The sequence below is a fragment of the Geodermatophilus sp. URMC 65 genome, from assembly GCF_053502545.1.
The window spans coordinates 4,633,026-4,647,096 of sequence record NZ_CP199954.1; the positions used below are offsets into that span (position 1 = coordinate 4,633,026).

The window sequence follows — 14,071 nt, forward strand, 5'->3', positions numbered from 1 at the left end:
ACGGGCGGGGAGCGGGTGGGGTGGACAGCACGCTGGAGCGGGGCCCCGCCTGGGCGCGGGGCACCCGCGGCCGGGTGGCCGGCATCGCCGCCGTCGTCCTGCTGGTGGTCGGGGTGGCGGTCGGCTGCGCCAACGCCGGTGAGGACGGCTCCACGCTGCCCGTCTTCGGCGGCGGCCCGGACACCGGCGTCACCGGCGTCCGGGCGCCGTCCGAGGCCGCCGGCGGCACGCTGCGGGTGGTGACCGGCGAGGTCGACAACCTCGACCCGCAGCGCTCCTACCTCCCCGGCGTGTGGAACCTCATGCGGCTCTACACCCGCACGCTGGTCAGCTACTCCTCCGAGCCCGGCCGCACCGGCGAGCTGGTGCCGGACCTCGCCACGGACCTCGGCACCACGCCGGACGGCGGCACCACGTGGACGTTCACGCTCCGCGAGGGCGTCCGCTTCGAGACCGGCGCGCCGATCACCTCGCGCGACGTCAAGTACGGCATCGAGCGCTCGTTCGCCTCGGACGTCGTCGTCGGCGGCCCCACCCGCGTGGTCGAGCTGCTCGACGACCCGGACAACCCCTACGCCGGGCCGTACCAGGACGAGACCGCCGGCCGGCTGGGTCTGGCCTCGGTCGAGACCCCCGACGACCGCACGATCACCTTCCGGCTGCGCGCGCCGCAGCCGGACTTCCCGTACGTCATGGCGCTGCCCTCGAGCAGCCCGGTGCCGGCCGACAGCGACACCGGCGCCGACTACGGCCGCGACCCGGTGTCCTCCGGCCCGTACCTGGTCGCCACGCGGGACGACGTCACCGGCATCGTGCTCGAGCGCAACCCGCAGTGGGACCCGACGACCGACGAGGTCCGCACCGCGCTGCCCGACCGGGTCGTCGTCCGCTCCGGGCTGAGCGGCGTGGAGCGCGACCAGGCGCTGCTGGCCGGGTCGGCCGACGTCGACATCTCCGGTGCCGGCATCCAGGCCCCGACGACGGCCCGGCTGGGCGAGGACACCAGCGGCGACGTCCCGCTGGTCGACCGCATCGACGAGGTGACGAACAACGTCGTCCGGCTGCTCGCGCTGCCGACCGACGTCGCGCCGTTCGACGACCCGGCCTGCCGGGCCGCGGTCGCCGCCGTGGTGGACCGCGTCGCCGTGCAGGAGGTGCTCGGCGGGCCGACGGAGGCGGTGCGCACCTCGCAGCTGTGGCCGCGCGGTGTGGAGGGCGGGCCGGAGGAGCCCGACCCGACGCCCGACCCGGCCGCGGCCGAGGAGGCCCTGGCCACCTGCGGGCAACCGGAGGGCTTCGACACCGTGCTCGCCGTCCCGGACGCCCCGACCGGTGTGGCCGTCGCCGAGGAGGTGGCCGAGCAGCTGTCGGGCGTCGGCATCCGGGCCGAGGTCCGCCCGCTGGACGCGCCCAGCTTCTACGCCACCGAGGTGGGCAACCCCGACCGGGTCCGCGACAACGGCATCGGCATCGTGCTGGCCACCTGGACCGCCGACTTCCCGACCCCTGGATCGTTCCTCGTGCCGCTGGTCGACGGCCGGTCGGTGAGCACCGTCGGCAACACCAACTTCGCCCGGCTCGCCGACCCCGGGATCGACGGCCTCATCGACGCCGCGCGCGCGGCGGCCGGCGACCCGGAGGCCGCCCGCGCCGCTTGGCGGGAGGTGGCGACCGCCGCCACCGCCACCGGCGCGTACGTGCCGCTCGCCGAGTCGCGGGTGCAGCTGCTGGCCGGCCAGCGGCTGCGCAACGGCGTGGTGATGGGCCCGTACACCAGCTACGACCTGGCGACCGCCGGCGTCCGCTGACAGCCCGGGGAGCATCGCAGCGAGCGCCAGCGAGCGAGGAGCGGACCCGGGCGCGGAAGCGGACCGTGTGCACAGCCGCTGACCGCTCCGGGGGAGGACGGGGTGGCCGGGGACACGGTCGGTTGGACGGCCCACCGCGGCCGGTCGGTTACCCTCGGGGCATGGTCGAGCTGGTCCTCAACGTGCTGCTGGTGCTCACCAGCGTGCTCCTCGTGGTGCTGATCCTGCTGCACCGCGGCAAGGGCGGGGGCCTGTCCTCGATGTTCGGCGGTGCGGTCTCCTCGCAGCTGTCCGGTTCCTCGGTGGTGGAGAAGAACCTCAACCGGCTGACGGTCTTCATCGGCCTGATCTGGACGGTCTGCATCATCGGCCTGGGCATCCTGCTCAAGGTCTGAGAGAGGACCACCCTTCCCCCCACGCCTCGCCAGCTCGGCGCGGGGCCCTGACGGGTGGCCGTTCCAGTGGTCACCCAGCTCGTGGCGAGCCTCTGGACGGGGTCGGGCGCCCTGCAGGGGCCGTGCCCGGGACGCAGCCGCGGCGCGCCTCTGGACGGGGGCGGCGGCGGACCCGCGAACGCCGAGGTCACCGGGACCAAAGTCCTCTCCGCGGCAAGACCCAGGCCCTAGACTGCCCCGGCGGCCACTCGTCGCCGCAGATCGCCGAGACGCGCAGGGGGCACTGGTGGCTGGTGGTAACGCGATCCGGGGGACGCGGGTGGGGGCGGGCCCGATGGGCGAGGCCGAGCGCGGCGAGGCAGCGCCCCGCCGGCGAGTGCCGTTCTGGTGCGCCCAGGGCCACGAGACGCAGGTGTCCTTCGCCTCCGACGCCGAGGTGCCCGAGCTGTGGGACTGCCCCCGCTGCGGCCTGCCGGCCGGCCAGGACCAGGCGGCGCCGCCCCCCGCGCCGCGCACCGAGCCCTACAAGACCCACCTGGCCTACGTCCGCGAGCGGCGCAGCGACGCCGACGGTGACGCCCTCCTCGAGGAGGCGCTGGCCAAGCTGCGGGCCCGCCGCGGCGCCTGACAGCGGCGCCTGACAGAGGACCCCGTCCTCCCCACCCTTCGGAGAAGGACCCCCTGCCCCCCGCCACTCGCGCGCCCGCGGCGGGACCCTGCAGGGGGCCTGCGGGACCCGGGACGGGCCACCCCCTGAGGTCCCTCTCTACTCGCGGGGCGGTCGCGGCTGAGGCACGGTCGTCCAGGCAACCCAGGCCGCCCGCTCCCAGTTCCAGTAGCACCCCCGGTGCCCCGGCGGTGCCACGGGGACGACCTCCCGCACCGGACGAGGCGTGCGGCGGACGGCGGGGGCAGAGAGCGTCATCGCGGGCTCCACGAGGAGGGCCTGCGGCCGGGTGGCTGCCGGTCGCAGGCCGCAGTCTGCGCGCCACCCGGCCTCCCCGCCAGGGTCGCCGGACCCCCGGCTCAGCTCCGTCCGTCGAGCTCCGCTGCGGCCTCGGCGTCCAGCAGCCACCGGGTGGCCCGGCGTCCGTGCACCCCGGCCGCGGGCACCTCGTCCGGCGTCGTGCCGGCGGTGAGCGCCCGCGCCACGGCCGGTGCCTTAGCCGAACCGGAGACGAGCAGCCACACCTCCTCGGCCGCGTTGATCGCGGGGAAGCCCAGGCTGACCCGGGTGGGTGGTGGCTTGGGGCAGTCACGCACGGCGACCACCGTGCGCTCGTCGGAGACCGCCGGCGTCCCCGGGAAGATCGACGCCACGTGACCCTCCGGGCCCACGCCCAGCAGCAGCACGTCGATGCGGGGGAGTGGCTCGCCCTCCGGTGCCGCGGCGGCCAGCTGCTGGGCGTACCAGGCGGCGGCGTCCTCGGGCTCGGCGAACCCGGCGTCCGAGGCCGGCATCGCGTGCACCCGCTCCGCCGGGACGCCGGCCGGGTCCAGCAGCGCCCGCCGGGCGCCGAGCTCGTTGCGCTCGGCGTCGTCGGCCGGGACCCAGCGCTCGTCGCCCCACCAGACGTCGACGGCGGTCCAGTCCACCCGCTCCCGCGCCGGCTCGCGGACCAGGTCGGCGACCCGCTCCAGGACGGCGGTGCCGATGCCCCCGCCGGTGAGGACGACCGACGCCGTCCCGTGCACCGCCTGCGCCGCCGCCAGCCGGGCGACCAGCGCCGCGGCGACCGCGCGGGCCAGCCGGTCGGCGTCGGGCTCGACGACGACGTCCGGGACTCGGCCCTCCTGCAGGGGTGCATCGCGAGCTTGCGAGCGGTGGGGGGCAGGAGGGTCCTTCAGCTCGTCGGCCAGTCGGGCGGCGATCCGGTCCCCGGGTGGCAGCGTCACGAGACGGCCTGTCCGGCGTCGCGAGCGCCCTGGTCGGGGTCGTCCACGCCCTGCTCGGCGACCTCGTCGGTGCCCTCCGAGTCCGGCGGGACGGCGGGGAGCGTCTCCCCGCCGCTGCCGGCGTTCTCCTCGGCGGGGTCGAACCACACGTACTCGCGCACGGGGGAGCGGTACGTCAGGTCCGGGACGCCGGTCGTGGCCTCCAGCGCGTCGGCGAACGGCTCGTCGGGGTCCAGCCGGCGCAGCTCCTCGCCGACCAGGTCGCCGAGCTGCCGGTCGGGCAGGGCCACGGTCGCCCCGGGCCGGTAGGGCTGGTGGATGACCGCACCGCCGCGCCGGTCGGCCTCCACCCGCACCTGCTCGTCCTGGTCGAGCTCCAGCGCCACGGCCGAGACGCCGCTGGGGCCGGCGCGTCGCTCACCGGGCACCACCGGGATCTCGCAGCCGCAGCGCGCACGCAACCAGCCGGCCAACAGCAGCGCGGTCGCGTGCCCGGGGTCGCCCTCGACCCGGCCACCGAGCACCCGGACGGCGTCCCCGCGGCGCCCGGACACCGAGTCGACCGTCGAGGTGAGCGTGGACCGCCACGGCGTGCTGCGGGTCCAGGCCAGGTCGGTGTCGCCGGGCGCGTAGTCCTCGGCGCGGGCGCGCAGCGCGGCCTGCTGGTCCGCGGCCAGCGAGCTGTCGGTGATCCGGCGGTCGGCGATCACCGCCAGCGCGTCGGTGGCCAGCTGGTCCGGCGGGGTGCCGTGCCACCAGGTCACCACGGGCGCGTCGGCGGCCAGCAACGGCAGCACGACCGACTCGGCGTGCAGCGCCAGCCGGCCGTACATGCGCATGACCACGGCCTCGCCCGGCCCCAGCCGCCCGCCGATCAGCACCTCGGCGTCCAGCCGCGGCGTGGGTGCCTCGATCTGCCGGCGGACGACGATCAGCAGCCGGCAGGGGTGCTGCTCGGCGGCGGCGGTCGCGGCCTCCTCGGCCTCGGCCACCCGGTTCTCGTCGGCCACGACCACGAGGGTCAGCGCGACGCCGGAGAGCACCGCTCCGCCGGTGCGCCGCTGCGCGGCGAGCTCCTTGACCACCGCGGAGCCGGTGGTGTCCCACAGGGTCGTCATCGGGTTCCCTCCCGTCGGGCGGCTGTAGCGGGTACGCCGCTCACGGACGCCGCCACCGGCGGCCCTCGGCGGCGAGCATCTCGTCGGCCGCCCGCGGCCCCCACTCGCCGGCCCGGTACGGCTGCGGCGTCGTCCCGGTCCAGAACTCCTCGAGCGGGTCGATCACCGACCACGACGCCTCCACCTCGGCGTTGCGGGGGAACAGCGTGGCGTCCCCGAGCAGGACGTCGAGCAGCAGCCGCTCGTAGGCCTCGGGGCTGGCCTCGGTGAACTGCTCGCCGTAGAGGAAGTCCATCGACACGTCCCGGACCTCCATCACGCTGCCGGGCACCTTCGACCCGAACTTGAGGGTGACCCCCTCGTCGGGCTGCACGCGCACGACCAGCTGGTTGTTGCCCAGCTCCTCGGTGTCGGTGTCGGCGAAGGGCAGGTGTGGCGCGCGCTTGAACACCAGCGCGATCTCGGTGACCCGCCGCGGCAGCCGCTTGCCGGTGCGCAGGTAGAACGGCACGCCTGCCCAGCGGCGGGTCTCCACGCCCAGCCGGACGGCGGCGTAGGTCTCGGTGGTGGAGTGCGGGTCGACGCCCTCCTCCTGCCGGTAGCCGGTGGCCCGCTGGCCGGCCAGCCACCCCTGCTCGTACTGGCCGCGGACGGCGAAGGTCGAGAGGTCCTCGGGCAGCGAGACCGCGCGCAGCACCTTGAGCTTCTCGGTGCGGATCTCCTCGGCGGAGAACTCGACCGGCTCCTCCATCGCGGTGAGCGCCAGCAGCTGCAGCAGGTGGTTCTGCAGCACGTCGCGGGCCGCGCCGGTCTGCTCGTAGAACTGCGCCCGCCCGCCGATGCCGACGTCCTCGGCCATGGTGATCTGGACCGAGTCGACGTGGTGGCCGTTCCAGACCGGCTCGAACAGCTCGTTGGCGAACCGCAGCGCCATCAGGTTCTGGACGGTCTCCTTGCCCAGGTAGTGGTCGATGCGGAAGACGTCCTCGGCGGTGAACACGGAGTCGACGAGCTCGTTCAGCTCCCGGCTGGAGGCCAGGTCGGTGCCGAACGGCTTCTCCACGACCACCCGGCGCCACCGTCCGGGGGTGCTGTCGGCCATGCCGGTGCGCTGCATCTGCTTGAGCACGACCGGGAACATCGACGGCGGGATGGACAGGTAGAAGGCGGCGTTGCCGCCGATGCCGTGGCTGCCCTCGAGGTCGCCGAGGGTGGCGGCCAGCTCGTCGAAGGCGTTGTCGTCGTCGAAGGACCCCTGGACGAAGCGCACACTGGCGGCCAGCCGCTCCCAGACCTCCTCCCGCCACGGGGTCCGGGCGGCCTTGCGGGCGGCGTCGCGGGCCAGCTCGGCGAAGTCCTCGTCACCCCAGTCGCGGCGGGCGAAGCCCAGGAGCGCGAAGTTGGTGGGCAGCAGCCCGCGGTTGGCCAGGTCGTAGACGGCCGGGAGGAGCTTCTTGCGGGCGAGGTCCCCGGTGATGCCGAAGACGACCAGGGCGCAGGGCTCGGGTACGCGGGGCAGCCGCCGGTCCCGCGGATCGCGCAGCGGGTTGGTGATCATGTCCGTCCTCGAGGTCGGGAGGGGACCCGCGACCCGGCGCGGCGGTGCACCGAGCGACGGGAGCGTGCGGGGACTGTGTCGATTCTCCGTCTCCACGCCGGATCCGCGCGGCGAGCGGCCTCCCACGGCGCGGCAGACCCCGGACCGGGAGCCCCCGCTCGGCTCCCGGCCGCGACGGATCCGGGCCCCACGCACCCGCCGACGTGGTGGGTGCGCGGGGCCCTGGGGTCAGGCCTTGTCCTCCAGCTCGGTCCGCACGGACTCGGTCAGCTCGTCCCACGAGTCGATGAACTTCTGCACGCCCTCGTCCTCCAGCACGCGGAAGACGTCGTCGAGGTCGACCCCGGCGTCGGCGATCGCGCGCATCACCGAGGCGGCCTCGTCGTAGGTCTTCTGCACCGGGGTGCCGATGCTGCCGTGGTCGGCGAAGGCCTCGAGGGTCTTCTCCGGCATCGTGTTGACCGTGCCCGGCGCGACGAGCTCGCTGACGTACAGCGTGTCGGGGTAGTCGGGGTTCTTCACGCCCGTGGACGCCCACAGCGGCCGCTGCGGACGGGCGCCCTTGGCCTCGAGGGCCTTCCAGCGCTCGGAGGAGAAGACCTCCTCGTAGGCCTGGTAGGCCAGTTGCGCGTTGGCCAGCGCCGCCTTGCCCTTCAGCGCGGGATCGGCGCCCGCCTTCTCCAGCCGCTTGTCGATCTCGCTGTCCACGCGGGACACGAAGAACGACGCGACCGAGGCGATGCCGGACAGGTCGGCGTCGGCGTCGTCGGCCAGCCGCTGCTCCAGCCCGGACAGGTAGGCGTCCATGACCGCCCGGTACCGCTCGAGACTGAAGATGAGGGTGACGTTGACACTGATGCCCCGCGCGATGGACGTCGTGATGGCCGGCAGGCCCGCCTCCGTCGCCGGGATCTTGATGAACAGGTTGGGCCGGTCGACCAGCCACCACAGGTGCGCCGCCTCGGCCGCGGTGGCGTCGGTGTCGTGCGCCAGGCCGGGAGCGACCTCCAGCGACACCCGGCCGTCGCCGGGCTGCCGCTGCGCGACCGGCGCGAGCAGGTCGCAGGCGTCCCGGACGTCGGCGGCGGTGATGGTGCGCAGCGCCTCCTCCACGCTCACCTTGCGCACCGCGAGGGCGTGCACCTGGTCGTCGTAGGACTCCGACCCGCTGACCGCCGCGGCGAAGATGGTCGGGTTCGTGGTGACGCCGACGACGGAGTACTCGTCGACCAGGGACTGCAGGTTCCCGCTGCGGATGCGGTCGCGGGAGAGGTCGTCGAGCCAGACGGCGACCCCGGCCGACGACAGCTCGGCCAGTTTCTCGTTCTGTGCCATCTCAATTGCCCTTCTCGATGGGAGTGATCGGCCCCGCTGCAGGGTCCCGCCGCGAGCCTGCGAGCGGTGGGAGGCAGCAGGGTCCTTCAGCGGTCGCCGGTGGGGTGCGGCAGGCCGCCGGTTGCGGCGACGGGGCCGGCCGGGACGGCGTCGCCGGAGCGGGCCGCCTCGATGCTCTCGCGGGCGGCGGCCACGACGGCCTCGTCGGTGAGGCCGAACTGCTCGTAGAGGACGGAGTAGGCGGCGCTGGCCCCGTAGTGGGTGAGGCCGACGATCCGGCCGGCGTCGCCGACGAACTCGCGCCACCCCATGGGCACGCCGGCCTCGACGCTGACCCGGGCGCGGACGGTGGGCGGCAGGACCTCGTCCTTGTAGGCCTGGTCCTGGTCGGCGAACCACTCGACGCAGGGCACCGAGACGACCCGGGTGGGCACGCCGTCGGCCTCCAGGCGCTCGCGGGCCGCGACGGCGATCTGCACCTCGGAGCCGGTGCCGAGCAGGATCACCTCGGGGCTGCCGTTCGACGCCTCGGCCAGGACGTAGGCCCCGCGGGCCACGCCCTCGGCGGAGCCGAACTCCGAGCGGTCGAACACCGGCAGGTTCTGCCGCGACAACAGCAGGCCGGCCGGGCGGTCGTTGTTCTCCAGCACGGTCCGCCAGGCGACGGCGACCTCGTTGGCGTCGGCCGGGCGGACGACGTCCAGCCCCGGGATGGCCCGCAGCGCCGCGAAGTGCTCGATCGGCTGGTGGGTCGGGCCGTCCTCGCCCAGGCCGATGGAGTCGTGCGTCCACACGTAGGTGACCGGCAGCTGCATGAGCGCGGCCAGCCGCACCGCGCCGCGCATGTAGTCGGAGAAGGTGAGGAAGGTGCCGCCGTAGACGCGGGTGCCGCCGTGCAGCGCGATGCCGTTCATGATCGCGCCCATCCCGTGCTCCCGGACGCCGAAGTGCAGCGTGCGCCCGTACGGCCCGCCCGACCACATCTTGGTCTGGCGGTCGGCCGGCAGGAACGACGGTTCGCCCTTGACCGCGGTGTTGTTGCTCTCCGCGAGGTCGGCCGAGCCGCCCCACAGCTCGGGCACCACCGGGTAGAGCGCCGCGAGCACCTCGCCGGAGGCCTTGCGGGTGGCCACGCCCTTCGGGTCGGCGTCCCAGCTCGGGAGGTCCCGGCCGAAGCCCTCGGGCAGGGTGCGGGTGCGCATCCGCTCGAGCAGCGCGGCCGCGTCGGCGTCGTCCCGCTGCCAGGCGGCGAACCGCTCGTCCCACTCGGCGCGCTCCTTGCGGCCCTTCTCGACGACCGAGCGGGCATGGGCCAGGACCTCCTCGTCGACGTCGAAGGTCTTCTCCGGGTCGAAGCCGAGGACCTCCTTGGTGGCGCGCACCTCGTCGTCGCCGAGCGCCGAGCCGTGCGCGGCGCCGGTGTTCTGCTTGTTCGGCGCCGGCCAGGCGATGATCGTGCGGAGCACGATGAGCGAGGGGCGGCCGGTCTCGGCCTTGGCCGCGGCGAACGCGGCGTCGACCGCGGCGAGGTCCTCACCGTCGTCCACGTGCTGCACGTGCCAGCCGTAGGCCTCGTAGCGCTTGCCGACGTCCTCGGTGAAGGCGACGTTGGTGTCGTCCTCGATCGAGATCTGGTTGTCGTCGTAGACGAGGACGAGGTTGCCCAGCTGCTGCGTACCGGCCAGGGACGACGCCTCGCCGCTGACGCCCTCCTCCATGTCGCCGTCGGAGGCGAAGCACCAGACGGTGTGGTCGAAGAGGCTCTCGCCCTCGGGGGCGTCGGGATCGAACAGGCCGCGCTCGCGGCGGGCGGCCATCGCCATCCCGACGGCGTTGCCGACGCCCTGGCCCAGCGGACCGGTCGTCGTCTCCACGCCGGGGGTGTGGTTGACCTCGGGGTGGCCCGGGGTCCTCGAGCCCCAGGTGCGCAGCGCCTCGAGGTCCTCCAGCTCCAGGCCGTAGCCGGAGAGGTAGAGCTGGATGTAGAGGGTCAGGCTCGAGTGGCCCATGGAGAGCACGAAGCGGTCGCGGCCGATCCAGTTCGGGTCGCTGGGGTCGTGCCGGAGCCACTTGTGGAACAGCAGGTAGGCGGTGGGGGCCATGCTCATCGCCGTCCCCGGGTGGCCGTTGCCCACCTTCTGGACGGCGTCCATCGCCAGCACGCGCACGGTGTCGATGGCGCGGCGGTCGAGCTCCCCGAAGCCCTCCGGGAGCGTCGGGTGCGGCTGGCGCGGGTCGCCGGTGGGTGCGTCGGTGGCGGCCTCGGCCGGGGCCTCGGCCTCGGTGCTCTTCGTCGCGTCGTCGGTGGTCATCGGTCTGTCGTGCTCCCTCGGGTCGGCCGTACGGGACCCGCCCGGGTGATCTGCGGCGACCTGTCAGACCCGGGCGGACGGCGGTGCCTGGCCCCAGCGACCGGCCTCGCGTCAGTCACGGCCCGGCTGCTCGTCACCAGGACGCACCGTCGTCGTCGACATCGGCCCTACCCGCTGCGTGCGCAGCACCAACGTGATCGACCCTAGTGGTCTGCCCGGGGGAGGGGACCCTGGTCATGCCGACCGTGGGCGGGGGTGGCCGCGGGCTACAGTTGGGCCGTTCTCCCGTCCCCGGTCGAAAGGGACCCCGTGCTGCCTCCGTACCCGGTGGAGCTGTGCCCGGTGGTGCCCTGGGCGCGCGTCGACTCCCCGTCGGTGGCCGCCCGGTGACGACGCTCTCGGAACGCCCGGCGGTCCAGGCCCGCCGGCTGTCGACCACGCTGCGCGCCTACGTCGCGCTGACCAAGCCGCGGATCATCGAGCTGCTGCTGGTCACCACCCTGCCGGCGATGATGCTGGCCTCCGGCGGGCTGCCCTCGTGGGAACTGCTCCTGGCCACGATGGCCGGCGGCACCCTCGCCGCGGCCGCGGCCAACGTCTTCAACTGCTGGTACGACCGCGACATCGACCGGCTCATGCACCGCACCGAGCGGCGCCCGCTGGTGACCGGCGAGGTCACCCCGCGGGCCGCGCTCGTGTTCGGCCTGGTGCTGACCGTGCTGTCGGTCGCGCTGCTGTACGCGACGACGACGCCGCTGGCGGCTCTGCTGGCCGCGGGCGCGATCTTCTACTACGCCGTCCTCTACACCATGGTGTTCAAGCGGTACACCCGCCGCAGCACCGAGTTCGGCGGGGTGCCGGGGGCGGCCCCGGTGCTCATCGGGTGGGCGGCGGTCACCGGCACGCTGGCCTGGCCGGCGGTGGTGTTCTTCGGCGTCGTCTTCTGCTGGCAGATGCCGCACTTCTGGGCGCTCGCCATGCGGTTCCGCGCCGACTACGCGCGCGCCGACGTCCCGATGCTCCCGGTGGTGGCCAGTCCGCTGTCGGTCGGCCGGCAGACCGTCGCCTGGACCTGGCTGACCGTCGCCGTCTCGCTGCTGCTCTGGCCCGTGGCCGACGGCTTCGGGATCGGGTGGGTATACACGGCCGCCGCGGCCGCCCTGGGGCTGTGGTTCGTCGTCGAGGCGCACCGGCTGCTGCGGCGCATCCGCGCGGGCGGGGAGACCAAGCCGATGCAGCTGTTCCACGTCTCGATCACCTACATGACCCTGCTCTCCATCGCGATCATCGTCGACGTCCTGGTCTGAGCCGGACGATCCCGGTCCCCGCCGTGACGCGGCGGTGACGCCGCGGTGACGGACCGCCCCTAACCTGTGCGGCGCCCTGCCGGACGCTGCCGGGATGGTCGCCATGCGGAATCGTCAACGGGCGCCGCTGCTCCTGCTGGTCACGCTGCTCGGCGCGCTCGCCGCCGCGGCGGGGGCGCAGGCGGGTCCGCCCCCAGGGGGCGCCCCCGAGCTCCTGGTGACCGGCCTGGCGGGCGGCTCGGGTAGCACGGTGGGGCCCGACGGTGCGCTGTACGTGCCCGAACCCGTCTCGGGTGAGGTGACCCGGATCGACCCGGGGAGCGGGGCGACGACGGTCGTCGCCTCGTGCCTGCCTCCGCAGGTGCTCGTGGGAGATGCCGGCGGCGCCATGGACGTCGCGTTCCTCGGCTCGACGATGTACGCCCTCACCTCGCTGGTCAGCGAGGACGTCGGTGGCAGCGCCGTCACCGGCGTCTTCCGCGTCGAGGACGGCACCTGCGAGGTCGTCGCCGACATCGGCGCATGGACGATGGCCAACCCGCCACCGCCGGACTTCGACTACTTCGTGCCCACCGGTGTGCCGTACGCGATGGAGGCGTACCAGGGCGGCTTCCTCGTCACCGACGGGCACGCCAACCGCGTGCTGCAGGTCACGCTGGACGGCCAGGTCCGCACGGTGCTGCAGCTCGGCAACGTCGTCCCGCTCGGGCTCGACGTGGTGGACCCCACGGTGTACTTCACGCTGGCCGGCCCGGTCCCGCACCTGCCCGAGGACGGCCAGGTGTTGTCGTTGGACGTGGGGTCGGGCGACTCCGAGCTCGTCGCCTCGGGTGGACGGTTGCTGATCGACGTGGAGGCCGGCCGGCACGCGCTGTACGCGCTCGCCCAGGGCGACTTCCCCGAAGGGGCACCGGAGGGGTCACCGGCCCTGCCGGACACCGGTCAGCTGCTGGTGGCGGACCGGGCCGGCGGCTTCGACGTGGTCGCCGGTGGACTGGACCGCCCGACGTCGATGGAGGTCGTCGACGGGAACGGCTACGTGGTCACCTACGACGGTGAGGTCTGGCGGATCGAGGACCTGCCCGGCTGCCGGCACCGCTGACCCGACCGGGCCTCGCTGGTCGGACCGATCGGCCGGCGACGAGCGGGTGGCCGGCCGGCTGACCCGCCGTCCACGGTGAACACCAGCACGTCCACCCTGGCCTTCGACGACGACGGGCGGCGCTGACCGAGATCCGGAGCGTCGGCGGGTGACGGACCACCGCGTGCCTGGGCGGACTCTCGCGCTGTTCCTGCTGCTCGTGCGCTCGTGCACCAGCGCACGAGCGTGGGAAGCGGCGCGGGAGTGGGCCCGCGCCCGTCAGCGGGTGGCGGATGCCGGGACCTGCGAGGAACTCAGCGGGGCCTCGGACGCCGGGCCGCGGACCGACCACACCAGGCGGGCGGTGAACACGGTGACCAGCACCGCGCCGAGCATGTGCAGCAGCACCAGCACGACCGGCAGGTGCGTGAAGTACTGCACGAAGCCGATCACGCCCTGCAGCAGCTGGATGACGAGGAGGTCGCGGGCGGCGCGGCGGACCCGGCCCGGGGCGTCGGTGGCGTACAGGGCCACCAGCAGGGCGATCGTGAGGCCCACGAGCAGGAACACGACGTCGGCGTGCAGCTGGCTGACCAGCTCGATGTCGAAGCCCATCCGGTCGCCGGTCGGGACGTCGTTGTCGTCGACATCGCCGCTGTGCGGGCCGCTGCCGGTGACGATCGTCCCCAGCACGAGCACGGCCGCGGTGACCGCGGCGATCCCGCCGACCAGCAGGGCCATCGGGCGGCGGACCAGCGGCTGGCCCACCCCCGGCTCCCGGGACCGCAGCCACAGCACCGTGGCCACTGCGGTCAGGACGACGGAGACCAGGAAGTGGACCGCCACCGTCCACGGGTTGAGCCCGGTCAGCACCGTGACGCCGCCGATGGCCGCCTGGGCCGGGATGCCGAGGAACGCCAGCACGGCCAGCGGGCGCAGGTCGCGCCGGGGCGAGCGGAGGACCGCCACGAGCAGGGCGACGGCGACGGCCGTGAGGACGAAGGTCAGCAGCCGGTTGCCGAACTCGATGACGCCGTGACCGGCGAGTTCGGGGGTGGTGACGAAGCTCTCCTCGGTGCACCGCGGCCAGGTCGGGCAGCCGAGCCCCGAGCCGGTGAGCCGGACGACACCGCCGGTGACGATGATCGCGCCGTTGGCGACCACGTTGGCCAGCGCCAGGCGTGAGATGGCGGCAGGGGAGAAGGCGGTGGGGAGGACCGGCACGCGCCGATGCTAGCCGCGCGGACGGACGCCCCTCGGT

11 protein-coding genes are annotated in these 14,071 nt (G+C 74.3%); 5 read left to right on the forward strand and 6 right to left on the reverse strand.

The features are described from left to right. Window positions 1–20: 20 nt before the first annotated feature. From ACWIX7_RS22440 to ACWIX7_RS22450, 3 genes are all read left to right on the forward strand, one after another. Window positions 21–1,808, forward strand: coding sequence for an ABC transporter substrate-binding protein (locus ACWIX7_RS22440; RefSeq protein WP_448618609.1), 1,788 nt, complete (start codon window positions 21–23; stop codon window positions 1,806–1,808). 161 nt (window positions 1,809–1,969) lie between these two features. Further along, window positions 1,970–2,203, forward strand: a complete 234-nt coding sequence (secG, locus tag ACWIX7_RS22445) for a preprotein translocase subunit SecG (protein ID WP_091376136.1) — start codon at window positions 1,970–1,972, stop codon at window positions 2,201–2,203. Window positions 2,204–2,489: 286 nt separating this feature from the next. Continuing rightward, window positions 2,490–2,831 carry an RNA polymerase-binding protein RbpA gene (locus ACWIX7_RS22450; protein ID WP_091217129.1) on the forward strand — a complete coding sequence of 114 codons (342 nt, stop codon included), beginning with the start codon at window positions 2,490–2,492 and terminating at the stop codon, window positions 2,829–2,831. Window positions 2,832–3,229: 398 nt separating this feature from the next. Here the strand turns inward: ACWIX7_RS22450 and pgl are convergent, their stop codons facing one another. The 5 genes from pgl to tkt all read right to left on the reverse strand — a co-directional run bounded on the left by pgl (window position 3,230) and on the right by tkt (window position 10,422). Continuing rightward, window positions 3,230–4,099, reverse strand: a complete 870-nt coding sequence (pgl, locus tag ACWIX7_RS22455; RefSeq protein ID WP_448618610.1) for a 6-phosphogluconolactonase — start codon at window positions 4,097–4,099, stop codon at window positions 3,230–3,232. Then, window positions 4,096–5,217: a glucose-6-phosphate dehydrogenase assembly protein OpcA gene (locus ACWIX7_RS22460; protein WP_448618611.1), complete on the reverse strand. Its 1,122-nt coding sequence runs from the start codon at window positions 5,215–5,217 to the stop codon at window positions 4,096–4,098. The genes pgl and ACWIX7_RS22460 overlap by 4 nt, the downstream gene beginning before the upstream one ends. A gap of 40 nt (window positions 5,218–5,257) precedes the next feature. Continuing rightward, window positions 5,258–6,775 carry a glucose-6-phosphate dehydrogenase gene (gene zwf, locus ACWIX7_RS22465; protein WP_448618612.1) on the reverse strand — a complete coding sequence of 506 codons (1,518 nt, stop codon included), beginning with the start codon at window positions 6,773–6,775 and terminating at the stop codon, window positions 5,258–5,260. Between the two features lie 228 nt (window positions 6,776–7,003). Further along, window positions 7,004–8,110, reverse strand: coding sequence for a transaldolase (gene tal, locus ACWIX7_RS22470; protein ID WP_448618613.1), 1,107 nt, complete (start codon window positions 8,108–8,110; stop codon window positions 7,004–7,006). Between the two features lie 86 nt (window positions 8,111–8,196). Further along, window positions 8,197–10,422 carry a transketolase gene (gene tkt, locus ACWIX7_RS22475; RefSeq protein WP_448618614.1) on the reverse strand — a complete coding sequence of 742 codons (2,226 nt, stop codon included), beginning with the start codon at window positions 10,420–10,422 and terminating at the stop codon, window positions 8,197–8,199. A 386-nt stretch (window positions 10,423–10,808) separates the two neighbouring features. Between tkt and ACWIX7_RS22480 the strand changes: the two genes are divergently transcribed. Then, window positions 10,809–11,729: a heme o synthase gene (locus tag ACWIX7_RS22480; RefSeq protein WP_448618615.1), complete on the forward strand. Its 921-nt coding sequence runs from the start codon at window positions 10,809–10,811 to the stop codon at window positions 11,727–11,729. Window positions 11,730–11,832: 103 nt separating this feature from the next. Further along, a complete protein-coding gene (locus ACWIX7_RS22485) occupies window positions 11,833–12,831 on the forward strand; it encodes a ScyD/ScyE family protein (RefSeq protein ID WP_448618616.1) in 999 nt (332 codons plus the stop codon). Between the two features lie 258 nt (window positions 12,832–13,089). On the opposite strand, the gene ACWIX7_RS22490 is transcribed toward ACWIX7_RS22485, so the two are convergent. Continuing rightward, entirely contained in the window at window positions 13,090–14,034 is a 945-nt protein-coding gene (locus tag ACWIX7_RS22490) for a COX15/CtaA family protein (protein ID WP_448618617.1), read from the reverse strand. Between the last annotated feature and the right edge of the window lie 37 nt (window positions 14,035–14,071).

Excerpts from the sequence above, each read along its gene's own strand:
- tal (WP_448618613.1), bottom strand. The coding sequence starts at position 8,110 with ATGGCACAGAACGAGAAACTGGCCGAGCTGTCGTCGGCCGGGGTCGCC.
- tkt (WP_448618614.1), bottom strand. The coding sequence starts at position 10,422 with ATGACCACCGACGACGCGACGAAGAGCACCGAGGCCGAGGCCCCGGCC.
- secG (WP_091376136.1), top strand. The coding sequence starts at position 1,970 with ATGGTCGAGCTGGTCCTCAACGTGCTGCTGGTGCTCACCAGCGTGCTC.
- zwf (WP_448618612.1), bottom strand. The coding sequence starts at position 6,775 with ATGATCACCAACCCGCTGCGCGATCCGCGGGACCGGCGGCTGCCCCGC.
- ACWIX7_RS22485 (WP_448618616.1), top strand. The coding sequence starts at position 11,833 with ATGCGGAATCGTCAACGGGCGCCGCTGCTCCTGCTGGTCACGCTGCTC.
- ACWIX7_RS22460 (WP_448618611.1), bottom strand. The coding sequence starts at position 5,217 with ATGACGACCCTGTGGGACACCACCGGCTCCGCGGTGGTCAAGGAGCTC.